Origin of the sequence: Phyllobacterium chamaecytisi, from assembly GCF_020164455.1 — a bacterium.
Classification (GTDB): domain Bacteria; phylum Pseudomonadota; class Alphaproteobacteria; order Rhizobiales; family Rhizobiaceae; genus Phyllobacterium; species Phyllobacterium chamaecytisi.
In genome coordinates, this window is sequence record NZ_JAIQWW010000005.1 from 117,529 (window position 1) to 138,690 (window position 21,162).

Here is a 21,162-nt window from a genome sequence, read left to right on the forward strand (position 1 = left end):
CCTAATTAGCCGCTGCTGGGGACTTGATGCCGGTCAAGGCATCGGACAAGGCCTTCGACACGACGTCCCCGGCCTTTTGCCGGGCCTTCATCGCATTGGCGAAATCCATGGAAACAGCCTTGGCATTCTCCGGCAGCTTCTCCCATTCGGCAATGGCGGCGCCAAGGTCGCCTGCATTCAAATGCGCTTCGATCCGTGCCGTAATTGCATCGACGCCCTCGCCCTCCACCATCCCGACCGGACGCGCCTGCACCAAGCTGCTCGCGCTTGCCCACAAGCGATCGACCACCCCGGCATTGGGATCGACTGTATGAGCGCTTGCAATGATTTTGGGAGCGACGTCCGCGAATTCGCTGACCAGCACGTTGAGCGTCGGAATGCCTTTCGCAGCAAACTCGCGGAGGCTCTCGACCTCTCCCGCTGCTGGCGCAACCGCGACGTAAGTATCCAGTTCGGCCGCGAACGGTTCGCCGCGATCGATAGCGGCTTTCATGCCCGTTGCCGCCATGGCAAGTGCCATATTGGCCTGTGCCGAGGGGTCGTTGACTTTCGCCTCCAGAGCATTCAACCGCTCAGTAGCCCCCGCGGCGACTCCGCCAGCCTGCTCCGCCTGTTGCTGACTGCTGTTCAGCTGGGTTTCCAGAGCAGCGAGGCGCGTGTCAATGCCACTGGTATCGACGACTGCGCCAGAGCCCGCATTCTTCTGGATATCCGCAATACTTTGCTTGATTGCGACAAGCTCCGCGGAAAGACCAGAGACCTGGCTTGCAGCCTGTTTGGCGTTCTCTACCGCGCCGTTAAGCGCCACCTGCGCACCTTCATCCAGCGTCTGAGCCGCTGATCGCGCATTTCGTAATTCAGCCATCTGCTGCTCGAGCGCTGAAGTATCCGCCTTTGGCGATGGCAGGACACCTGCCCATTGCAGGGCCGCAGCGCCGACAAGAGCTACAATACCGCCAATGATTCCTGCTACAAAGCGGCCCAATGGGTCATTTGGCTTTGATCCGGAGGACGACACCATTGGTCGCGAAGCGGTCGATTGAGCGGAGGAATTGGTTCGCCCAAATGACTGCCCGGTCTCCGAAAAGCCAGAACTCGGTGGCGCATCTCCGCGCGGCTCAACGCCCGGCGTTTCCTTTGACTTTTCCGCCACATTTGCCTTCGCGTTAGCGGTTGGGTCGAAGCCGACCGGTTCGGGCTGCGGTACGCCACCTGCGCTGGACGCAGGCTTGTTGACCGCCAATGGCGCCAGTTCGATTGTCACAGGTTTGCGAGCAGACTTCGAATGACGCGGAACGGATGATTTGGCCATGGGCAGACTTTCCTGAACTTAGAGCGAGATTCGATCATATTGAATCTCGCTCTCAGACTTCTCGTGACCCGAAGTTAGCAAGGAAGTTGCGGTTGCGAAACCACACGTATTCATTGCGGTAAGCGGGGAGAATCCTGTGCCTGCTGCAGCAGGTCGAAGAGAGCATCCTCATCCGGCCTGTTTGCCACATGGATTGAAGCCTTGTTCACTCCAGACAGAGCGTTCGCAACACGAGGGGAGAGGCAGAAAATCGATGTGTTATCAAAATGATGGGCGATTTCCATCTGGCTTGTCAGACGCAAGAACTCTTCAGCGCCCCAACGAGAATACAGGAGGCAATGATCGATCTTACCCTTGCCGAAAAATTCTAACAGAAACTCAGTCGTATAACTGACTAAAACAGTATCGTAGGTCATCACTGGCTTAAAATGCATACCTAATGTACGGAGAGCATGCTCAAAATCCGGCGCGCGAACGCGCCCTGTCACATAAAGAACGCGGGCGCCGGTACATAACTCCTCACCTATGGTTTGAGCAAGCGACGCACCATCCCTGTCTCCCGCTGTCACCGTTTCAAACCCGCGGGCGCGCGCTGCAGCTGCGGTCGCTTCTCCTACAACGAAACAGGGCAATGAAAGGAACGGTTGTAACACCTTGTCCGGTGCCTGCCGCAATGCATTTGCACTCGTCACCGCAATCGCGTCGAATTTGCCATTGGGCGTTTTTACCGGAAGCTGAACAATCTTGGTCAGGGGCAAAACCAAAGGCAGGAAGCCATTTCCAAGCAAACGTTCGGCAGTTTTGGTCGCGCCCGGCCGAGGCCGTGTGACCAAAACGGTTTTCATCGTCAGAACCAATCCGTGAAGAAGTGTGGTCCGGCGAGTTTACGCACCCGTAGCGCCGCGTCCTGGCCGATTTCGACAGCGTCGGAGAATGCACCTTCACCTGTGACCTCATGTACCTCGCTGCCATCTGGCAAGAGAATCATGCCATGGAATTGAAGCCTCCTTCCCGATACGGTCGCCAGACCGGCGATTGGCGTACGGCAGGAACCATCGAGCGAACCGAGGAACGCACGTTCGCATGCCAGCGCCGTTGAGGTCGGCAAGTGGTTGAGCGGCGCTAATAGCGCATCGACGCGATTATCACCAATGCGGCTCTCTACCGTGATTGCGCCTTGTCCAGGGGCTGGTGGAAAAGCTTTTGCATCCATAAGCTCGGTTGCAACATGACCAAGGCCGAGACGTTTCAAACCGGCATAAGCAAGGAATGTTGCATCCACCTCGCCGTCAGCAAGCTTGCGCAGCCGCGTCTCGACGTTCCCGCGAAAATTGATGACCTTGAGATCGGGGCGTGCACGATGTATCAGCGCCCGCCGCCGCAACGATGCGGAGCCGACTACCGCCCCTTTCGGCAGATCCATGAAGGACTTTACCTCGCGGCCAATAAAGGCGTCACGAGGATCTTCGCGTTCGAGGAAGACCGACAGATGCAGCCCTTGTGGCAGAACGGTTGGCATATCCTTTGATGAGTGCACGGCGAGATCGAGGCGCCCGTCGGCAAGCTGTTCCTCGATTTCGAGCGTGAACAAGCCTTTTCCGCCAACTTCGGCCAAGGGTCGATCCTGTATCCGGTCACCACTGGTGGAAATGGCCACGATTTCGATGTCTTCATCGCGAAGTCCGTGGGCCTTTATCAGAAGGTCACGCGTCTCATGGGCTTGTGCGAGCGCCAGTGCACTCCCACGTGTACCAATCTTAAGCGTTTTTGTTTGCATTGGCGGCTGTCCGTGTTACGCGAATTCGAGTTGAGCGTTCTACTAACGACCTTTTGGCAGGTCGACAATGCGGCGAAGGATATCAGGTTTACCGATGCGGGTACTAGGTATTGAGACAAGCTGTGACGAAACGGCGGCGGCGGTAGTCGAGCGCGACGACCTAGGCCACGGGCGCATCCTTTCGAACGTCGTCCTGAGCCAGATCGACGAACACGCGCCCTATGGCGGCGTGGTGCCGGAAATTGCTGCGCGCGCCCATGTCGAAGTACTCGATCGGTTGATTGGCCAGGCATTGCACGAAGCGCAGATAACTCTGGACGATGTCGATGCTGTGGCTGCCACCGCCGGTCCGGGCTTGATCGGCGGTTTGATTGTCGGTTTGATGACCGGAAAGGCGATAGCGATGGCCAGTCAGAAGCCTTTTTACGCCATCAATCATCTCGAGGGCCATGCACTGACCCCGCGCCTGACCGATCGCATTGATTTTCCTTATCTGCTGCTGCTCGTCTCCGGCGGCCACACGCAGATGGTTCTGGTCAAAGGTCTTGGCGATTATGAGCGGTTGGGCACGACCATAGACGATGCCCTCGGCGAAGCATTCGACAAGACCGCCAAACTACTCGGCCTGCCCTATCCGGGAGGGCCTGAAGTGGAGAAGGCAGCTCTGCTCGGCGATCCCAGCCGATTCACCCTACCGCGTCCGCTGAAAGGCGAGGAGAGACTGGACTTCTCCTTTTCAGGTTTAAAAACGGCGGTGCGGCAACTGGCGACAGCGTTGGAACCGTTATCGCAAATCGACGTCAATGACATTTGCGCCGCTTTTCAAACCGCCGTCGCCGACACACTCGACGACCGGGTTTCGCGCTCGCTGCAACGGTTCCGCGCGAGTTTCCCGGACGTCAAGAAGCCGGCATTGGTTGTTGCCGGTGGTGTTGCCGCAAACAAGGTTCTGCGCGACGGTCTGCAGCGTCTATGCTCGGACAATGGCTTCCGCTTCATCGCACCACCCATGGCCCTTTGCACGGACAATGCCGCAATGATTGCGTGGGCGGGTGCCGAACGGGCTGGTCTCACACCTGCCGATTCGCTCGATATAGCCCCGCGCTCGCGCTGGCCACTGGACATGCATTCAACGCCCTTGATCGGCGCAGGCCGCCGTGGAGCCAAGGCATGAGCAAACCTTCAATTGCCGTAATTGGAGGAGGCGCCTGGGGTACAGCGCTTGGTACCATGGCCGCCCGCAACGACAATGCAGTCCGATTGTACGCACGCAGCACCACAACCGTCGATTCCATCAACAAAGATCATCGTAACGAGACTTATTTGCCCGGAATAGACCTACATCCGGCACTCACGGCAAGTACCGACGCTCGGGAAGTTCTGGCCGGAGTTGACTTGATTCTTTGCGTCATTCCGGCGCAAGCGCTTTCCAATGCCATACAGGAATTGAAAGACCTCATTCCAATCACCACACCGTTGGTGATTTGCGCCAAGGGCATAGAGCGCCACAGTGGCGAGCTGATGTCCGAACTGGTCGCCGGGATTATGCCTGACCAGACCCTTGGGGCCCTTTCGGGGCCAAGTTTTGCAACCGATGTGGCGAGGGGATTGCCGACCGCCGTAACAGTCGCGGCTCGTAGTCAGGCGCTTGCCGACCGCATTGCCCTTATGCTGTCCGGACCAACTTTCCGCTGTTATTCGACCGATGATTTGATCGGTGTGGAAATCGGCGGCTCACTCAAGAATGTGCTCGCCATTGCCGCAGGAGCCGCGATAGGCCGCGGTTTTGGCGCCAGTGCCCAAGCGGCGCTTGTCACCCGCGGGTTTGTCGAATTGCGGCGGATCGGCGAGGCTATGGGCGCAAGGCCGGAGACGATCATGGGTCTTTCGGGACTTGGTGATCTCATGCTTACTTGCTCTACGCCGCAATCGCGTAATTATTCATACGGGCTTGCGCTCGGGCGTGGGGAAGACTTGACTGGCCGACCGTTGGCTGAAGGCGTGGCCACGGCTGCCATCGCTGCCGAACTTGCTGCCCGCAACAATATCGAAGCGCCGATCATTGCGACTGTAGCGCAAATACTCGACCGCCACATCACCATCGACGAGGCCATGGAGGCGCTACTGGCGCGGCCGCTAAAGAACGAGAGTTAAACCGGGAGACAATGAATGCTCTATGCCCTTCTGTGCAACGACAAGCCTGATCATCTGCAATTGCGCCTCGACACACGCGCCTCTCATCTCGATTATTTGAACAGCCTAAGTGATCGCCTGAAATTTGCTGGGCCGTTCCTTGGCGATGACGCCAAGCCAAACGGCAGCCTGGTGGTCGTCGAGGCGCCTGACCTTGATGCAGCAAAGGAGATTGCAGCGAATGACCCCTATGCCAAGGCTGGGCTTTTCGCCTCGGTCGACATCCGCCCGTGGAACTGGGCAATCAAGAATCCTGACAACAAATAGGTGCTATCATGGCATTTTGGCTATTCAAATCAGAACCTGATTCATGGTCGTGGGACAATCAAAAAGCCGCCGGGGCCAAAGGTACAGAGTGGACCGGCGTGCGCAACTATCAGGCACGCAACAATATGCGTGCCATGAAAATCGGTGATAAAGGCTTCTTCTACCATTCCAATGAAGGGCTGGACGTCGTCGGTATCGTCGAGGTTTGTGCGCTTGCGCATCATGATTCGAGCACCGAAGATCAGCGCTGGGAATGCATCGACATCCGCGCGGTCAAGGATGTGCCTAATCCGGTGACATTGAAGGACGTCAAGGCTAATCCGAAACTGGAACAGATGGCGCTGGTTACGTCCATGCGGCTATCGGTGCAGCCAGTGCAACCGGACGAATGGAAAGAGGTTTGCCGTATGGGCGGACTGGTTCCAGCACCGGAATGAATTCATCCCGTGGTTGAGCCTGCTCTCGATCCTGAAAGCGATCGCTATCGCCGGTTCGTTCTGGCGAATACCCTTCTCCAATCACCCCCGCACGTGCCGGAGATCAAGCTCTATCTCGCCGATGAAGCGCATGACCTCTGGCACCGCACAGAAGACGAACTGACAACAATCGGCCTGCCGCCACCGTTCTGGGCATTTGCCTGGGCGGGCGGGCAAGGGGTGGCGCGATACGTGCTCGACCATCCCGCAACGGTTGCAAACACCGTTGTCCTCGATTTCGCCTCAGGCTCCGGTCTGGTCGGCATTGCCGCGGCTCGGGCAGGAGCAAAGCATGTCATCTCTTGCGACATCGACCCGTTCTCGCGCCCGGCGATCGGTCTGAACGCAGCAGCAAATCTTGCGACAATCGAGATTCGAATCGATGATCTGATTGGCCGCGACGATGGTTGGGATGTCGTTCTGGCCGGTGACGTTTTTTATGACAAGCCATTGGCCGACAGACTCGTACCTTGGTTCACCGGACTGGCTGTCCGCGGTGCGGACATCATCGTTGGCGATCCCGGCCGCTCCTATTTTCCCAAGAACCTGCTGGATTCATTGGCAGTTTACTCGGTACCGGTGACAAGAATTCTCGAAGACGCCGACGTAAAGCAGACGACAGTTTGGCGTTTCAAGCGCTAACGCAGCACGCGAACGACGGTCAGGTTTGAAAGATACGGCAAGAGCCGGTTCATATCGACCCTACTCAAGGCAATGCAGCCTTCCGTCGGTGTATAGCCCGGTCTTGCCAGATGAAAGAAGATCGCACTTCCCTTGGCACGATGGCGTGGTCTGATGTTCCAGTCCATGACGATGCAAATGTCGTACAGATCATCCTTGCGCCACATGGTTTCGTGGCTGGCACCATAGGGAATGCGCACCTTCCGGTTGTAATTGCGATCATTACTGACCTCGCACCAACCATCGTCGCGGCGGAGTACCTTGAGCAACAGGGCCCGCGTTCCCCTCACTTTCTTGTCAGGACGCTTGAAGCCGTAGAGCAACCGCATGCGCGTGAGCGGCGTTCCACCGTCACCTTCGCGCTTGAAGGCCGTGATTCCGCCTTTGCCCAGCGCACAGCGCAGGATCATATTGCCCGCGATCAACTGCCCTTGGCTCGTATGGCCAGGTCTCGGACGAACATCGATCAATTTCAAGGACCTGCGACTCATGCTTGCCTCATAAAAAGCATTTTTATGTCAGACTGATGCGCCGCATAACCAATATCAAGTCGATCCCCTTTCTTTCCTGTACTATTCGACTTAAATTCCAATGACTTCTTTCCATCTGCGGGAGATCCGATGACAGCGCGTACCATTCTTATCGTCGATGACGATGCAGACTTGCGAGCCATCCTGGTTGAACAACTAAGCCTCTATGAAGAATTCCAGATCATCGAGGAAGACAATGCGACCAAAGCCGTTCAGACGGCGAGAAACGGCGTTGTCGATCTCCTGATCATGGATGTCGGGCTGCCGGACATGGATGGGCGCGAGGCAATCAAGCTTTTGCGCAAGGGCGGCTTCAAGGCTCCGGTCATCATGCTGACCGGGCACGATACCGATTCGGACACCATTCTTGGCCTCGAATCGGGCGCAAACGACTATGTGACCAAGCCGTTTCGCTTCGCTGTCCTGCTGGCGCGCATTCGGGCACAACTGCGCCAGCATGAACAGAGCGAGGACGCGACTTTCATTGTCGGGCCCTATACGTTCAAGCCCGGGCAAAAGATGCTGATCGACGCCAAAGGCAGCAAGATACGGCTGACCGAGAAGGAGGTCGCAATAATCAAATATCTTTACCGTGCGGGCGGCAAGGTCATCACAAGGGATATCTTGCTTGAAGAGGTGTGGGGATACAACTCTGGGGTGACGACACACACGCTGGAGACGCATGTGTACCGGTTGCGGCAGAAAATAGAACATGATCCATCCAATTCGACCATACTTGTCACGGAAAGCGGGGGATACAAGCTCATTCCTTGATGCCGATTGCTACGCCATACCTCTTTTTTGAGGCATAAAGGACGCAGCACACGAATGATTTGCGCGTAATCCTGAAGATGATTTTTTGGGGTTATGCGCGGCGCCAATCTAGGTATATGTCTGTTATTGCATGGCAATTGAAGATGATATTCGCATTCTGGAGACGGTGGGGCTGTTCGAGACGTTTACGCGCGACCAGTTGCGTCTGCTCGCCTTCGGCACGGAACGTCTTGTCTTGCGCGAAGGCCGCGAACTCTATCGCGAAGGCCAGGCGGCAGATTGTGCCTATGTCATTGATCGCGGTGACATTTCCCTGTTCCGCGAAGGGCCGACAGGTCGCATAATCCTGAAAACGGTGGGGCCAGGTGCCGTCCTCGGCGAGATGGCGATCATCGCCCAGACCAAGCGCCTGACGAGCGCCATGGCCGAATCCGAGACTGAGGTCATCCGGCTCAATCGCTCGCTTTTCCGGCGAATTCTCGAAGAATATCCAGAAATCGCCGCCGCTTTGCATGACCAGATATCGGCCGATCTCAGCGAAATGATCGAGGCCATTACCCGGTACGAACACCTGTTTAATGAGCGCTGACTAAACCGGCCGCAACCAAATTTCCCGCGCAGATTGAAATTCCTGCATCCGAATCAAGGATTCTTGCGTCGGATTCGAGGAAGTTCATGCAGGATTCGAGTATTCTTCCGCAATTCTTGTTCCGGATCAGACTCAGCCCAGATTAAAACGTGCAATGACCGGGACGTGGTCCGAGGGACGCTCCCACCCGCGCGCTTCGCGAAGGATCGTGATGTCGGTCAGATCGGTTTCCAGGTCCGGCGACCCCCATATATGATCCAGCCGCCGTCCGCGATCGGCGGCCGCCCAATCAGCGGCGCGATAGCTCCACCACGTATAGATCTTCTCGCTCGGCGGGATATGCTGCCGCATCAGATCGCTCCAGCCGCCATCCTTCCGCAGCTTTTCCAGACCTTCCGTTTCGACCGGGGTGTGGCTGACGACCTTCAAAAGTTGCTTGTGCGACCAGACGTCGGTTTCCAGCGGGGCAATGTTGAGATCGCCGACCAGCAGAGACGCATGGCCATCGCCGTGAACGGCATTCATCGCGCGCATCTCGTCGAGGAACCCGAGCTTATGCTTGAATTTCGGATTGATTTCCGGATCGGGCTCATCGCCTCCGGCCGGAACGTAGAAATTATGGATACGCAGCCGCTTCGATCCGGCATTAACGACCGTGCTCAAATGCCGGCAATCGGCGATATCGCAAAATCCGACGCGCGCCGGTTCGGTCAGGGGACGGCGCGATAAAGTGGCGACGCCATGATAACCCTTCTGACCGCTGATCTCGATATGCTCATACCCGGCGATATGAAATGCCTCGCGCGGGAAAAGATCATCGGGGCACTTGGTCTCCTGCAGGCACAATACATCGGGTTGATAGTCGCGCAGGAATTGCAGGACCAGCGGCAAGCGCAGGCGCACCGAATTGATGTTCCAGGTGGCAACGGAAAAGGGCATGAAGACTCGCAAGATGGATGGGCGGCACTATCAAGCAGTGCTTGGTTCATCCGGTCATGCCAAAAGATTTGGCAAACCGCAAGGCCAGGGTCATGACCTGGCTACCGCTTCATGGCGATGCGGGTGTAGTCGATCTTGAACATATCATCGGCAAAGCGCACGCCGGTCCGCACATCGGTGATCATCACCGTTGTATCGAGACCTTGGGCATCGGTGATGGTCCACTGACGCAGGTCGGAGGTTTTCGGATCGAACATCATGGAAATGGTCGAGTTGCCGAAGATCGACTTGTCGCCAAGCACGATCGTCGTCATGTCCGGCTCCTGCTTCACTGATTTGACCGACTTGGTGGACAGATCGATCTGATCGCTCAGGAGCAGCTTCAGCGGGGTTTTCGACAGCGGATAGAGATCCCAGGTGTCGAGCTTGCGATTGTTGATCACCACGGACTTGCCGTCGGAGATAACGCGAATGGGCGACGGCTTGTTGTAGTTGAAGCGGATTTTACCGGGACGTTCGATATAGAACGTGCCCCCGGTCTGATCTCCACGCGGGCCGAACTGGACAAAACTGCCCGTCAGCGTTTTAACGCTGGAGAACTTGTTGGCTATGTCCTGTGCTGCGTTAATGCCGGCGGGTGCGGCTTGTGCCAAGGCCGGGGTCGGCAGCACTATATTCGCAGCGCCAAACAGGAGACCCATGCCGACGATGGAAGCAACCGCAGAGCTCTTTGCCACTGAGCCAAGGGCGCGAAACGGTGCTTTTGTCAGTATCATGATCGTATCTCCTGTCGTCTCTCTTCGTACGAAGCCAGTTGGGCTGCACTATGGCCAATAAACGGCAGGATATCGTTTCTTGTTCCCTAGCGCCGTTACGTAACCTGAGCTTGAATCGTTATGTAATGCGCCGCTGCCTATTGTTCCATAACTGCCTACAAAATCGTTACGTTACTCGTTCAAGTATCAACGTTTCCGCTTCTTACCCTCCCCCTTGTGGGGAGGGAGGCTGCGCAGCAGCAGGGAGGGGTTTTCGATTCATCTCGCCTGCATCGTCAGTACACATTTTCGGCCATAAAGACCCCTCCCCGTCGCTTCGCTCCGTCCCTCCCCACAAGGGGGAGGGTAAGAACTCGCGCCTAGAACTCATCGTCCTCTGTCGGCACAAGAATCTCGCGTTTGCCTGCGTGATTGGCAGGGCCGACAAGCCCTTCCTGTTCCATGCGCTCGATAATCGAAGCGGCGCGGTTATAACCAATGCCGAGCCGGCGCTGGATATAGCTCGTTGACGCCTTCTTGTCGCGAAGCACGACGGCAACAGCCTGATCATAGGGATCGTCCGAATCTTCGAGATTGGATGTTCCCGCTGGGCCGCCACCTTCGTCTTCGTCGTCTTCCTCTGTAATCGAATCGAGATATTCCGGAACGCCCTGCAGTTTCAGATGCTGGACGATCTTCTCCACTTCATCGTCGCCGACAAATGGTCCGTGCACACGCTGGATGCGGCCGCCGCCGGCCATATAGAGCATGTCGCCCATGCCGAGCAGCTGCTCGCCGCCCTGCTCGCCAAGGATCGTTCGCGAATCGATCTTCGATGTAACCTGGAACGAAATACGTGTCGGGAAATTCGCCTTAATCGTGCCGGTGATGACATCGACCGACGGACGCTGTGTCGCCATGATCACGTGGATACCGGCAGCGCGAGCCATCTGTGCCAGCCGCTGCACCGCGCCTTCAATATCCTTGCCGGCAACCATCATCAGGTCGGCCATTTCGTCGATGATGACGACGATATAGGGCATCGGCTTCAGGTCGAGCTCTTCAGTCTCGTAGACGGCTTCGCCCGTCGCGCGATCGAAGCCGGTCTGTACCGTCCGGGCAATACGCTCACCCTTCTTGTGGGCCTGCTCGACCCGCTGATTGAAGCCGTCAATATTGCGCACGCCGACTTTCGACATCTTGCGATAGCGGTCTTCCATCTCCTTGACCGTCCACTTCAGCGCGACGACGGCCTTTTTCGGATCGGTGACGACGGGCGTCAACAGATGCGGAATGCCATCATAGATCGACAGCTCCAGCATCTTCGGGTCGATCATGATCAGGCGGCACTGCTCCGGCGTCATCCGGTAAAGCAAGGACAGGATCATCGTATTGATCGCAACGGACTTACCCGAGCCCGTCGTTCCGGCGACCAGTAGATGAGGCATTTTCGCAAGGTCGGCGATAACCGCCTCGCCGTTGATGGTCTTGCCGAGCGCGAGCGCCAACTTGGTCTTTGTCTGTTCAAAGTCGCGGCTTGCCAGAAGTTCACGCAGATAGACCATCTCGCGCGTCTGGTTGGGGAGCTCGATACCGATGGCATTGCGGCCGGGCACCACAGCGACGCGCGCGGCGATCGCGCTCATGGAGCGGGCGATATCGTCGGCGAGGGTGATGACCCGCGACGATTTGATCCCGGGCGCCGGTTCCAGTTCGTAAAGCGTTACCACAGGGCCCGGACGTACATGGATGATTTCACCGCGCACGCCAAAATCCTCGAGCACGCCTTCCAATAGCCGCGCGTTCTGCTCCAAAGCCTCTTTGGAAAGGCCGGGGTTGCGCACCACGTTCTTCGGTTCGCTAAGAAAATGCAGCGACGGCATTTCGTACTCGTCGGATGCAATCAACGACGCCTGCGCTTCGCGCTGAACGCGCGCGCCGGCCCGCGGCGCAGGTGCCGGTGTATCAATGCGTGCGGCAACTGGCCTGTTCGGAATCGCCGTCGGTCTTGCCGGAGCTGATTGCAGTGCCCAATCGTCGACGTCCTCTTCATCGCTGAAGGCAACCGGATCGAAGCGGCCGTCAAACGCATCATTGCCGATATCGATAGCAGGCGCCTCGATTTGTGGTGCTTCGTCGTAGAAGCCGGGCTCGCGCCGTCCATCGGTCTGGCCGTTTTTCTGGCGCGAAACCGCAACGTCAGGGAAATCGCCATCATGACGCGTGCCGATACTGCGTGCACTGTTGTAGAGCCCGGCGCTACGACCTGAAACCCGCCGGAACAGGGCTTTCGTGCTCAGGAACCAATGGGTCAAGGCGCCGAGAGCGAGCAGGCCGCCACCTTCGCGATCGTCATCATCCTCGTCGTCGTAATCATCGTCTTCGGCCACGTGGCGCGTGGACTTCTTGGTGACCACCGGCTCGCTGTCGCGGTAGGTGATGCCACTGGCAAAGCCAAAGATCCAAAGGGTTGGGATCGCAAGAATGGCAACCATGATCATGGCCAAACCGCCACGGGGGAACGTGCCGATAAAGATGCCGGGTATTTTGAGGACCATATCACCAAAGACACCGCCGAGACCGATAGGCATTGGCCAGCTCTCGGGTATAGCGAAGCAGCCGGCGATCGCCGCAGCCAGAAGTGACGCGCAAAGCCAGGCAACACTTCGGCGCATCGTACGGTCCACGCCGCGCCCGGTGAGAAAGAGCCCGCCCCAGAAAAGCGCCGGCATCAGTGCCACGACCATGGAAAGACCGAAGAATTGCATACCGAGATCGGCGAAAACCGCACCGGGATAACCGAGTGCATTGCGGGTCGGATTCGACGTGGCGTGACTGAAGCTTGGATCAAGCACGTTCCAGGTGGCGAGGCTGCCGATGGCAAAGGCCACGAAACCGATAAGCCCCAGCCCCCACAGGATATGAATCTGCCTGCGGAACAGGGTGGATAACCCGGTTCGCTGATCATCAATGGCATAGGAGGATGGGTATCCTTGACGCATGAAATCCGGCCCCGCGTGAACGCATACAGAACGGCTGCAAGCAGCCGCAAATCCAAGAGTTGATTCTGACGTTACGGTGCGGATGGTTAAGGGGCCATTAACCATGGAAGGCCAGTCGAGGATTTGGTGAGGACGATTTGGAAAAGTTAGGTCGCATATTTCTCAAATGGTTCGTAGCTTCGCCGTTTTATAACTTATATATTATTAATTCGTTGTATTTTTATAACCTATACGTTATTTTTTGACAGACTGAAAATAACGTATAGGTTATAAAATGACAAATAGGGCACAAGCAATATCGGCACTGGAACGTCGCCTCTCGCCATTGAGACTCTGGCCTTCGGCACGCCCAGCACGCGGCTGGCTGCGTGCAATACGCCATGCCTTCGGGATAACCACGGCACAGTACGCCGCGCGTCTCGGCGTCAGCCAGCCTCGGATCATCGCAATTGAGAAGGGAGAAGTCGATGAAACTGTTTCACTGGCAACGCTGCGACGCGCCGCCGAAGCGCTCGATTGCAAGCTCGTCTATGCTATAGTCCCCAACCAGCCCATGGATAAGACATTGCGCGAGCGTGCCCTCCGCAGCGCCGCGCAGCAGCTGGCGCGCACCAACCATACGATGCGTTTGGAAAATCAGGGCCTTTCGAACCAAGAGTTAGACATCGAGAAGGACCACCTGATTGAGGAATTACTCGATGACCCTCGGCGTCTTTGGGATGAACCATGACAGAAGTGCTTTTCGATGCCGAAGACAATGGCGCGACAGCACTCGAACCGGACGAACGCGCTCAACTTATTCCGACCTACATCAGTACGCGAGCCGAGTTGAACGATGCAGAACTTCAGAATATCAATGACGCTGATCGTTGGGTTTTTAGGCGCCGCCGCGACGTGCTCAGCCTTGAGTTCCTGAAAAATCTGCACAAGCGCATGTTCAATCAGGTGTGGCGCTGGGCGGGCAATTATCGTACGACCGGCCGTAATATTGGCGTTGAGGCCTATCGCATTGATACAGAGCTGCATCAACTGTTGAGCGACGTACGTTTTTGGATAGCCAACACCACATTCCTGCCCGATGAGATCGCCATTCGATTTCATCATCGCCTGGTAGCCATTCACCCATTCCCCAATGGAAATGGACGTCACGCACGCCTTGCAGCCGATTTGTTGATAATTCAGTTAGGCAATCGCCGATTTACATGGGGCAGCGAAAGCCTGGTCGAGCCAGCCAAGACACGTCACAATTACATCAAAGCACTTCGCACCGCCGATAATCACGATATCCGCGCACTCTTGGCGTTCGCTCGCACGTAGAGATAAGGAGACAGGCCGCTAAAAGAAGGGCCCGAAAACCGGGCCCTTCTTTTTCCTGCAAGGTTCTATCAGCTGTGATAGGCAGCTTCACCGTGCGAGGTGAGGTCGAGGCCTTCACGCTCTGATTCGGGCGATGCACGCAGGCCGACAATCAGATCGACGATCTTGTAAAGGATCGCGCTGCCGATACCTGACCAGAGCAGCGTCACGAGAACACCTTTGAACTGCGCCCAGACCTGAGTCGCCGTACCTGCGTAGCTGGCGGCGAAATCGGCAGTCGAATAATCGACGATACCGGCGCCACCGAGTGCCGGATTGACGAGGATGCCGGTGCCAAGAGCACCGATGATGCCACCGACGCAATGGATGCCGAAGACATCGAGGCTGTCATCATAGTCGAACGTGTTCTTCACCACTGCGACGAAGAAGTAGCAGACGACGGTGACGACCGCACCGAGCACGATGGCACCCATCGGACCGACGAAACCAGCAGCCGGGGTAACGGCAACCAGGCCGGCGACGGCACCCGATACGGCACCGAGCATCGAAGCCTTACCACGCAGGAAGGATTCGAGGATGATCCACATCACCGCAGCAGCAGCTGTCGCGACGAAGGTGTTGATCATGGCAAGGCCCGCATAGGCATTGGCTTCGAGGTTGGAACCGGCATTGAAGCCGAACCAGCCAACCCACAGCAATGACGCACCGATCATGGTCATCGTCATGGAGTGCGGTGCCATGATGTCTTTCTTGTAGCCTGTACGCTTGCCAATCATCAGAGCGCCGACGAGACCTGCAATACCCGCATTGATGTGAACGACGGTACCACCGGCGAAGTCGATTGCGCCAAAGCCGAAGATCAGGCCCGACGGATCGGAATAGGCACTTGGACCGCCCCAGAACCAGACCATGTGAGCGATCGGGAAGTAGACGAAGGTAACCCAGAGAATGACGAACAGGATGACCGCCGAGAACTTCACACGTTCAGCGAACGCACCGACGATGAGCGCCGGCGTGATACAGGCAAAGGTCATCTGGAAGACGACATAGACCAGTTCGGGGATGGCGACGCCTTTGGTGAAGGTCTCCGACATCGTCGTCACGTCGACACCGTGCAAGAACGCCTTCGAGAGGCCGCCGACGAACGAATTGCCGGGTGTGAAGGCCAGGCTATAGCCGTAGAACACCCAGATCAGCATCACCACGGCGGTGATGGTGAAGACCTGCATGAGAACCGAGAGCATGTTCTTCGAGCGGACAAGGCCGCCATAGAAAAGCGCGAGGCCGGGGATGGTCATCAACAACACAAGCACTGTCGAGATCATCATCCAGGTGGTGTCGCCCTTGTCGACCGTGAAGGCTGGCGCTGCGGCGGCGGGAGCTGCTGGCGCGGCCTCCTGAGCGAATGCGGCCAGCGTACCGATAGCGACCAGTGCCAGCGACCCTAGAAGGGTGCTGCGCGCCGCAGATGTCAGACTGGTTGGAATTTTCATTATTGTCTCCTTGAACCCCAAATAAATCACAGCGCGTCGGTGTCGGTTTCGCCCGTGCGGATACGGACGGCCTGCTCGATGCTGAGAACGAATATCTTTCCGTCACCGATCTGACCGGTCTTGGCAGCCGTGGTGATGGCTTCAACGGCAGTGTCGACGAGCTCGGATGCGACTGCGACTTCCACCTTCAGCTTCGGAAGGAAGCTGACAGCGTATTCCGCCCCGCGATAAATTTCGGTGTGCCCTTTCTGGCGGCCATAACCTTTCACCTCGGTGACGGTCAGGCCCTGGATGCCGACAGCGGTGAGTGCTTCGCGCACTTCGTCCAGCTTGAACGGCTTGATGATGGCCATCACAATTTTCATTGAATATACCCCTGCGCTTGCGCGGCACCTTTCAGGTGGAATTACTCGAAAGGCTTCACATCCGCGTTGAACCCATCGCCTAAAGCCGCTTGTGGCAATCGGTGACTGCTAAGGAGTATTCAAGTTCTGTGCCAGACTCGAAATATAACGCCAAGTCATTGATTACAAATGGATATTTTTAACGATTGATGGCATGGTCACGTAATATGAAGCAACATGCCTAAAAATTAGGCAAACTCAAAGGGCTTTGAAAACGTCACGCTTCGGAATGCACACGAATTAGGCCTTCCTGTGCTGTCGAGGCAATCAATGTGCCATCACGGCTATAGATTGCACCACGATTAAAGCCACGCGCACCGGATGTACTGGGGCTGTCTGCCGTATAAAGCAGCCAGTCGTCGAAACGGCAGGGTCGATGAAACCACATGGCGTGGTCGAGGCTGGCGACCTGCAGGTCACGATCGAAAATCGATCTTCCATGCGCATAAAGCGAGGTATCGAGCAGCGTCATGTCCGACAGATAAGCCAGCACCGCCGCCTGCACGGCGCGGTCATCCGGCACGGGACCTGTGGTCTTGATCCAGACGTTCTGCTCGGGCGGAAGCTTTTCGCGCGAAAAATAGTGGGCGAGCGACAAAGGCTTCATCTCGATGGGCCGGTCTTGCTCCCAGTACTTGCGGATAGCGGCGGGCGCATTCTGCAGATATTGCTCTTTCAGGTCGCGGTCGCTGATGAGATTTTCCGGTTCGGTGACATCGAGCGGTTTGGGCTTTTGATGTTCAAGCCCCTCCTCCTCGATCTGGAAGGAGGCTTCCAGCGAAAAGATCGCGTGGCCATGCTGGATACCAACGACGCGCCGGGTGGTGAAGCTCGAACCATCGCGAATACGATCGACCTCGTAGATGATCGGCACTTTCGGATCGCCGGCGCGCATGAAATAGCCGTGCAGCGAATGCACATGACGCAGAGGATCGACGGTACGCTGTGCTGCGACCAATGCCTGGCCGATCACCTGGCCGCCGAAGACGCGTTGCCAGCCGGATTGCGGGCTGCGACCTCGAAACAGGTTGTGTTCAAGCATCTCAAGGTCGAGTATGGACAAAAGCTCATTCATGGCGTCAGACATGATCGAAGTCTCCCGTTCGCGCGTTCCAACGCTTGCAACAGGAACAGGAGCACAAGTCAAGCGCCGCATAATTGCAACCCGGAGGCAAATCATGGTTGAACGAAGCTCCCCGCAAGACATCACCATCGCCGGCGCAGGCTATGTCGGCCTCGCGACAGCGGTCGCGCTGAAATCATCGGCGCCGCACCTTGCCGTCACGGTTATCGACGCCGCGCCTGCCGGCGTATGGCGCAACGATACGCGAGCCTCGGCTATCGCCGCCGCCGCAAGCCGCATGCTGGACCGCCTCGGATGCTGGGAGGCGATCCTGCCGGAAGCGCAACCCATCACCGAGATGATCGTCACCGATTCGCGCACGTCCGATCCCGTACGGCCCGTTTTCCTGACCTTCAACGGCGAAGTTGAGCCGGGCGAGCCGTTCGCGCACATGGTGGAGAACCGCGTCCTCAACGCATCGTTGCGCAAGAAGGCAGATGAACTTGGCGTGACCTTCATCGAAGGCGCGCCGGTAAACGGTTTCGAACATGGCGAGGCATATCTTGCGGTCCGTTATTCCGACGACAAGAGCTTGCGTACCCGGCTGCTGATCGCTGCCGACGGCGTCAAATCCCGCCTGCGCGACATGGCCGGCATCAAGGTCGTGAACTGGGAATATGGCCAGTCAGGCATCGTTTGCACCGTCGCGCATGAGCGCCCGCACCATGGCCGGGCCGAGGAACATTTCTTGCCCGCAGGGCCCTTTGCGGTGCTGCCACTCAAAGGCAACCGCTCATCGCTGGTGTGGACCGAACGCACCGCCGATGCAGAACGCCTGGTCAACGAGGACGATTTCGTTTTTGAAGCCGAGCTCGAACAGCGCTTTGGCCTGAAACTCGGGGAGGTGCATGTGGAAGGCGCGCGTAAAGCCTTTCCGCTCGGTCTCACCCTTGCTCGGGATTTCGTCAAGCCGCGCTTCGCGCTGGTGGGCGACGCAGCGCATGGTATCCATCCGATCGCCGGACAAGGTCTCAATCTCGGCTTCAAGGATGCGGCAGCGCTGGCGGAAACCATCGTCGATGCCGACCGGCTCGGGCTCGACATCGGCTCGGTGGCGGTGCTCGAGCGCTACCAGACCTGGCGGCGCTTCGACACGGTGCAGATGGGCGTCACCACGGACGTTTTGAACCGGCTGTTTTCCAACGACAACGTACCGGTCCGTGCGCTGCGCGATTTCGGTCTCGGCCTGGTCGAACGGATGCCGCGGCTCAAGGGATTTTTCATCCGCCAAGCCGCGGGATTATCGACGACGGCGCCGAAACTGCTGCAGGGCCAGCCGATCTAGACTTGCTCTAGAGCGGCCGCGGATATTTGCGGTAGATCGCGTTTATCTCCTTGAGAAGTTCCGGTGGCAGCGTGATCTGGCTTGCCCAGATATCGGTCTTCAGCTGTTCCATCGACGTTGCGCCGATGATAACAGAGGTCATGAACGGCCGCGACAGGGCGAAAGCGATCGCCATCTGCGCCACATCGAGATTGTGCTTGCGGGCGAGTTCAATATAGGCGCGAACCGCAGGCGCGGAGTGTTCATTGTTGCGCCACAGACCGCCTGGCTGAATCGAGCCACGTGTGCCCGCGGGCATCTTCCCGTCGAGATATTTGCCGGTCAATACGCCGGAAGCCAGCGTCGAATAGGCGAGAAGGCCGACATCCTCGTGATGGCTGAGTTCAGCAAGATCGAGATCGAAGACGCGCTGTACTCGTTCTGCACCGAGGCAACGCGGGGTAGAACGTGACGCTCGGAAAGCTTGAGCCATTGACCGATGCCCCAGGCGGTTTCGTTGGAAAGGCCGATATGACGGATCTTGCCTTCCTTGACCATATCGCCAAGGCCGAGCAGAGCTTCTTCGATCTGCCCCACGACCTGCGACTTGTCCTGATTTTGCGGCGCATACTGCCATGCGGTACCGAAATGATAATGACCGCGGGCGGCATAGTGGACCTGATAGAGATCGATATAGTCGGTCTGCAGACGCTTCAGGCTGCCTTCCACCGCCTCACGGACGGTCTGGCGATCAGGTGGGGTTCCATTGCGGATCCAGCTATTGCCGCCGCCGGAAATCTTCGACGCCAATACGAACTTGTCGCGCTTGCCGGTCTTCTTGAACCACGTGCCGATATGACTTTCGGTTTTGCCGTAGGTGTCCGCGCTCGACGGAATTGCATAGACTTCCGCCGTATCCATGAAATTGATACCCGCGTCCAACGCATAGTCGATCTGGCTGTGTGCATCGGCTTCGGTGTTCTGTACGCCCCAGGTCATGGTGCCGAGGCAAATTTCAGTGACGTCGATATCGGTCCTGCCGAGTTTCTTCAGTTTCACGGGATTTTCCTGTTTGATCTTGGTTGATCAGTCGACTTGGAGGCCAAGCCTCTGCTTTAGCTTTCTGACACGCTGGCCGTAATGATGGGAGACAGGGACGGCAGCAGCGGCCTCCCCTACCATATCAATCAATTCGCACTTTTCCAGTTCGTTAAGCTGCTGGCGCAGAAACGGGGAGGTTTTTTCGATGACAGTTGCGGTATCGCCGGCCTGGCTGAAAGCCCATTTCGCGTAGATCATCGCCTCGTCAGCCTTTTTGGGACTGCTGATATGAAGGACCACACTCCTTACGGCATCGAAATGACCATCCGTAATCAGCACATCTTCGGCGATGATCGCAAAGATCAATGTCGCTGCGGCAAGAACGGGGTCCTCAATCGCAGTCAGCGGCGAATGCTCAGCCTGCAAGCGTATTTTCCTGCGCCGGAAATATCCACGCACACGCCCGGCGCTGTCGATAACGTCGCCCGCTGCCTCTCCCAATACCTTCAACCTGTACCACCAGAAGAGGCCGCCGCCGAGGAGCCCGAGAACTGCCAGAATAATATGCATGATCAAAATCCCTCTATGAAAAACTTCAGTTTAGAGGGAGGGAAATCGATCCGTAAATTAGGCGATGGAATAATACGGTGCCATGGATATGATACGGAACTATGCTAGCACGGAACCGTTATCGCCAAGCCTGATCACGGCGCACCACACGTCTTGCAACAACTTCATCGAGGGAGATAGAAATGGACAGACAAGCAACAGCAATCTGGAAAGGCGCGCTGAAGGATGGTCAAGGCACGCTCGACACCCAAAGCGGCGCGCTGAAAGGTCTTCCCTATAATTTCAAGGCCCGTTTCGAGGACGCAAGCGGCACTTCCGGCACCAATCCTGAGGAACTGCTGGGCGCAGCCCACGCGGGTTGTTTTGCCATGCAGCTTTCACACTTCCTTGCGGAGAACGGTACCCCGGCTGAAAAGCTCGAAGCCAAGGCGGTCGTGACGCTTGACCCGGCCAAAGGCGCGATCACCAAGAGCGCACTGACCCTGGTCGGTAATGTACCTGGCATCGACGCTGGGACTTTCAGCGAGCTTGCCAACAAAGCCAAGGCCAACTGCCCGGTATCGAAGGCGCTCGGCGCGATCGAACTTACTCTGGATGCCAGACTGGCTTGATTTGTCAGGCAACCAGCCGAATGATCTGCGGGCGCTCTGGCGCC

At 57.2% G+C, this 21,162-nt stretch carries 22 protein-coding genes and 1 pseudogene; 11 read left to right on the top strand and 12 right to left on the bottom strand.

What is annotated here, in order from left to right:
• Window position 1 precedes the first annotated feature (1 nt).
• From LB462_RS09660 to hemC, 3 genes are all read right to left on the bottom strand, one after another.
• Complete coding sequence (locus LB462_RS09660) at window positions 2–1,312, bottom strand: COG4223 family protein (RefSeq protein ID WP_224507344.1); 1,311 nt, start codon at window positions 1,310–1,312, stop codon at window positions 2–4.
• A gap of 110 nt (window positions 1,313–1,422) precedes the next feature.
• On the bottom strand, window positions 1,423–2,157 hold the full coding sequence (locus tag LB462_RS09665) for a uroporphyrinogen-III synthase (RefSeq protein WP_224507346.1): 735 nt from the start codon (window positions 2,155–2,157) through the stop codon (window positions 1,423–1,425).
• 2 nt (window positions 2,158–2,159) lie between these two features.
• Window positions 2,160–3,089 carry a hydroxymethylbilane synthase gene (gene hemC / locus LB462_RS09670; RefSeq protein WP_224507349.1) on the bottom strand — a complete coding sequence of 310 codons (930 nt, stop codon included), beginning with the start codon at window positions 3,087–3,089 and terminating at the stop codon, window positions 2,160–2,162.
• A gap of 94 nt (window positions 3,090–3,183) precedes the next feature.
• Between hemC and tsaD the strand changes: the two genes are divergently transcribed.
• The 5 genes from tsaD to LB462_RS09695 are packed head-to-tail and all read left to right on the top strand — an operon-like array spanning window position 3,184 to window position 6,667.
• Complete coding sequence (gene tsaD / locus LB462_RS09675; protein ID WP_224507351.1) at window positions 3,184–4,263, top strand: tRNA (adenosine(37)-N6)-threonylcarbamoyltransferase complex transferase subunit TsaD; 1,080 nt, start codon at window positions 3,184–3,186, stop codon at window positions 4,261–4,263.
• On the top strand, window positions 4,260–5,243 hold the full coding sequence (locus LB462_RS09680; RefSeq protein WP_224507353.1) for an NAD(P)H-dependent glycerol-3-phosphate dehydrogenase: 984 nt from the start codon (window positions 4,260–4,262) through the stop codon (window positions 5,241–5,243). The genes tsaD and LB462_RS09680 overlap by 4 nt, the downstream gene beginning before the upstream one ends.
• Window positions 5,244–5,258: 15 nt before the next feature.
• Complete coding sequence (locus LB462_RS09685) at window positions 5,259–5,549, top strand: YciI-like protein (protein WP_224507355.1); 291 nt, start codon at window positions 5,259–5,261, stop codon at window positions 5,547–5,549.
• A gap of 8 nt (window positions 5,550–5,557) precedes the next feature.
• Complete coding sequence (locus LB462_RS09690; RefSeq protein WP_224507357.1) at window positions 5,558–5,986, top strand: EVE domain-containing protein; 429 nt, start codon at window positions 5,558–5,560, stop codon at window positions 5,984–5,986.
• 9 nt (window positions 5,987–5,995) lie between these two features.
• Window positions 5,996–6,667, top strand: coding sequence for a class I SAM-dependent methyltransferase (locus LB462_RS09695; protein WP_224507359.1), 672 nt, complete (start codon window positions 5,996–5,998; stop codon window positions 6,665–6,667).
• On the opposite strand, the gene LB462_RS09700 is transcribed toward LB462_RS09695, so the two are convergent.
• The gene (locus tag LB462_RS09700) at window positions 6,664–7,197 is read right to left on the bottom strand and encodes a L,D-transpeptidase family protein (protein ID WP_224507361.1); all 534 of its coding nucleotides are present in this window, start codon (window positions 7,195–7,197) and stop codon (window positions 6,664–6,666) included. The two genes, LB462_RS09695 and LB462_RS09700, sit on opposite strands and share 4 nt — an antisense overlap.
• A gap of 129 nt (window positions 7,198–7,326) precedes the next feature.
• Here LB462_RS09700 and LB462_RS09705 point away from each other — a divergent pair, with 129 nt between their 5' ends.
• Together LB462_RS09705 and LB462_RS09710 are read left to right on the top strand one after the other, a co-directional pair.
• Window positions 7,327–8,010, top strand: coding sequence for a response regulator transcription factor (locus tag LB462_RS09705; RefSeq protein WP_112525106.1), 684 nt, complete (start codon window positions 7,327–7,329; stop codon window positions 8,008–8,010).
• A 130-nt stretch (window positions 8,011–8,140) separates the two neighbouring features.
• Window positions 8,141–8,599, top strand: a complete 459-nt coding sequence (locus LB462_RS09710; RefSeq protein ID WP_112525104.1) for a cyclic nucleotide-binding domain-containing protein — start codon at window positions 8,141–8,143, stop codon at window positions 8,597–8,599.
• A 132-nt stretch (window positions 8,600–8,731) separates the two neighbouring features.
• On the opposite strand, the gene LB462_RS09715 is transcribed toward LB462_RS09710, so the two are convergent.
• The 3 genes from LB462_RS09715 to LB462_RS09725 all read right to left on the bottom strand — a co-directional run bounded on the left by LB462_RS09715 (window position 8,732) and on the right by LB462_RS09725 (window position 13,295).
• Window positions 8,732–9,538, bottom strand: a complete 807-nt coding sequence (locus LB462_RS09715) for an exodeoxyribonuclease III (protein WP_224507363.1) — start codon at window positions 9,536–9,538, stop codon at window positions 8,732–8,734.
• Between the two features lie 101 nt (window positions 9,539–9,639).
• Window positions 9,640–10,314, bottom strand: coding sequence for an outer membrane lipoprotein carrier protein LolA (locus LB462_RS09720; protein WP_224507365.1), 675 nt, complete (start codon window positions 10,312–10,314; stop codon window positions 9,640–9,642).
• 359 nt (window positions 10,315–10,673) lie between these two features.
• A complete protein-coding gene (locus LB462_RS09725) occupies window positions 10,674–13,295 on the bottom strand; it encodes a DNA translocase FtsK (protein ID WP_224507367.1) in 2,622 nt (873 codons plus the stop codon).
• A 274-nt stretch (window positions 13,296–13,569) separates the two neighbouring features.
• Here LB462_RS09725 and LB462_RS09730 point away from each other — a divergent pair, with 274 nt between their 5' ends.
• Together LB462_RS09730 and LB462_RS09735 are read left to right on the top strand one after the other, a co-directional pair.
• Window positions 13,570–14,025, top strand: a complete 456-nt coding sequence (locus LB462_RS09730; protein WP_224507368.1) for a mobile mystery protein A — start codon at window positions 13,570–13,572, stop codon at window positions 14,023–14,025.
• Complete coding sequence (locus LB462_RS09735) at window positions 14,022–14,612, top strand: mobile mystery protein B (RefSeq protein ID WP_224507370.1); 591 nt, start codon at window positions 14,022–14,024, stop codon at window positions 14,610–14,612. The genes LB462_RS09730 and LB462_RS09735 overlap by 4 nt, the downstream gene beginning before the upstream one ends.
• A 68-nt stretch (window positions 14,613–14,680) precedes the next feature.
• Here the strand turns inward: LB462_RS09735 and LB462_RS09740 are convergent, their stop codons facing one another.
• From LB462_RS09740 to tesB, 3 genes are all read right to left on the bottom strand, one after another.
• Complete coding sequence (locus LB462_RS09740) at window positions 14,681–16,105, bottom strand: ammonium transporter (protein ID WP_112525090.1); 1,425 nt, start codon at window positions 16,103–16,105, stop codon at window positions 14,681–14,683.
• 26 nt (window positions 16,106–16,131) lie between these two features.
• A complete protein-coding gene (locus tag LB462_RS09745) occupies window positions 16,132–16,470 on the bottom strand; it encodes a P-II family nitrogen regulator (protein WP_100000921.1) in 339 nt (112 codons plus the stop codon).
• A gap of 256 nt (window positions 16,471–16,726) precedes the next feature.
• On the bottom strand, window positions 16,727–17,596 hold the full coding sequence (gene tesB / locus LB462_RS09750) for an acyl-CoA thioesterase II (RefSeq protein ID WP_224507372.1): 870 nt from the start codon (window positions 17,594–17,596) through the stop codon (window positions 16,727–16,729).
• A 91-nt stretch (window positions 17,597–17,687) separates the two neighbouring features.
• Here tesB and LB462_RS09755 point away from each other — a divergent pair, with 91 nt between their 5' ends.
• Window positions 17,688–18,917, top strand: coding sequence for a ubiquinone biosynthesis hydroxylase (locus tag LB462_RS09755; RefSeq protein WP_224507374.1), 1,230 nt, complete (start codon window positions 17,688–17,690; stop codon window positions 18,915–18,917).
• 7 nt (window positions 18,918–18,924) lie between these two features.
• Here LB462_RS09755 and LB462_RS09760 read toward each other — a convergent pair.
• Together LB462_RS09760 and LB462_RS09765 are read right to left on the bottom strand one after the other, a co-directional pair.
• Window positions 18,925–19,955, bottom strand: a pseudogene (locus LB462_RS09760) (aldo/keto reductase).
• A gap of 27 nt (window positions 19,956–19,982) precedes the next feature.
• Window positions 19,983–20,507, bottom strand: a complete 525-nt coding sequence (locus tag LB462_RS09765; RefSeq protein ID WP_224507376.1) for a hypothetical protein — start codon at window positions 20,505–20,507, stop codon at window positions 19,983–19,985.
• Between the two features lie 182 nt (window positions 20,508–20,689).
• Between LB462_RS09765 and LB462_RS09770 the strand changes: the two genes are divergently transcribed.
• Window positions 20,690–21,118: an OsmC family protein gene (locus LB462_RS09770; RefSeq protein WP_224507378.1), complete on the top strand. Its 429-nt coding sequence runs from the start codon at window positions 20,690–20,692 to the stop codon at window positions 21,116–21,118.
• Window positions 21,119–21,162: the final 44 nt, after the last annotated feature.

Bases quoted from the DNA above. Each gene is read 5' to 3' on its own strand.
- LB462_RS09660 (WP_224507344.1), bottom strand. From the start codon at position 1,312: ATGGCCAAATCATCCGTTCCGCGTCATTCGAAGTCTGCTCGCAAACCT.
- LB462_RS09665 (WP_224507346.1), bottom strand. From the start codon at position 2,157: ATGAAAACCGTTTTGGTCACACGGCCTCGGCCGGGCGCGACCAAAACT.
- hemC (WP_224507349.1), bottom strand. From the start codon at position 3,089: ATGCAAACAAAAACGCTTAAGATTGGTACACGTGGGAGTGCACTGGCG.
- tsaD (WP_224507351.1), top strand. From the start codon at position 3,184: ATGCGGGTACTAGGTATTGAGACAAGCTGTGACGAAACGGCGGCGGCG.
- LB462_RS09680 (WP_224507353.1), top strand. From the start codon at position 4,260: ATGAGCAAACCTTCAATTGCCGTAATTGGAGGAGGCGCCTGGGGTACA.
- LB462_RS09685 (WP_224507355.1), top strand. From the start codon at position 5,259: ATGCTCTATGCCCTTCTGTGCAACGACAAGCCTGATCATCTGCAATTG.
- LB462_RS09690 (WP_224507357.1), top strand. From the start codon at position 5,558: ATGGCATTTTGGCTATTCAAATCAGAACCTGATTCATGGTCGTGGGAC.
- LB462_RS09700 (WP_224507361.1), bottom strand. From the start codon at position 7,197: ATGAGTCGCAGGTCCTTGAAATTGATCGATGTTCGTCCGAGACCTGGC.
- LB462_RS09705 (WP_112525106.1), top strand. From the start codon at position 7,327: ATGACAGCGCGTACCATTCTTATCGTCGATGACGATGCAGACTTGCGA.
- LB462_RS09710 (WP_112525104.1), top strand. From the start codon at position 8,141: ATGGCAATTGAAGATGATATTCGCATTCTGGAGACGGTGGGGCTGTTC.
- LB462_RS09715 (WP_224507363.1), bottom strand. From the start codon at position 9,538: ATGCCCTTTTCCGTTGCCACCTGGAACATCAATTCGGTGCGCCTGCGC.
- LB462_RS09720 (WP_224507365.1), bottom strand. From the start codon at position 10,314: ATGATACTGACAAAAGCACCGTTTCGCGCCCTTGGCTCAGTGGCAAAG.
- LB462_RS09725 (WP_224507367.1), bottom strand. From the start codon at position 13,295: ATGCGTCAAGGATACCCATCCTCCTATGCCATTGATGATCAGCGAACC.
- LB462_RS09730 (WP_224507368.1), top strand. From the start codon at position 13,570: ATGACAAATAGGGCACAAGCAATATCGGCACTGGAACGTCGCCTCTCG.
- LB462_RS09735 (WP_224507370.1), top strand. From the start codon at position 14,022: ATGACAGAAGTGCTTTTCGATGCCGAAGACAATGGCGCGACAGCACTC.
- LB462_RS09740 (WP_112525090.1), bottom strand. From the start codon at position 16,105: ATGAAAATTCCAACCAGTCTGACATCTGCGGCGCGCAGCACCCTTCTA.
- LB462_RS09745 (WP_100000921.1), bottom strand. From the start codon at position 16,470: ATGAAAATTGTGATGGCCATCATCAAGCCGTTCAAGCTGGACGAAGTG.
- tesB (WP_224507372.1), bottom strand. From the start codon at position 17,596: ATGTCTGACGCCATGAATGAGCTTTTGTCCATACTCGACCTTGAGATG.
- LB462_RS09755 (WP_224507374.1), top strand. From the start codon at position 17,688: ATGGTTGAACGAAGCTCCCCGCAAGACATCACCATCGCCGGCGCAGGC.
- LB462_RS09765 (WP_224507376.1), bottom strand. From the start codon at position 20,507: ATGCATATTATTCTGGCAGTTCTCGGGCTCCTCGGCGGCGGCCTCTTC.
- LB462_RS09770 (WP_224507378.1), top strand. From the start codon at position 20,690: ATGGACAGACAAGCAACAGCAATCTGGAAAGGCGCGCTGAAGGATGGT.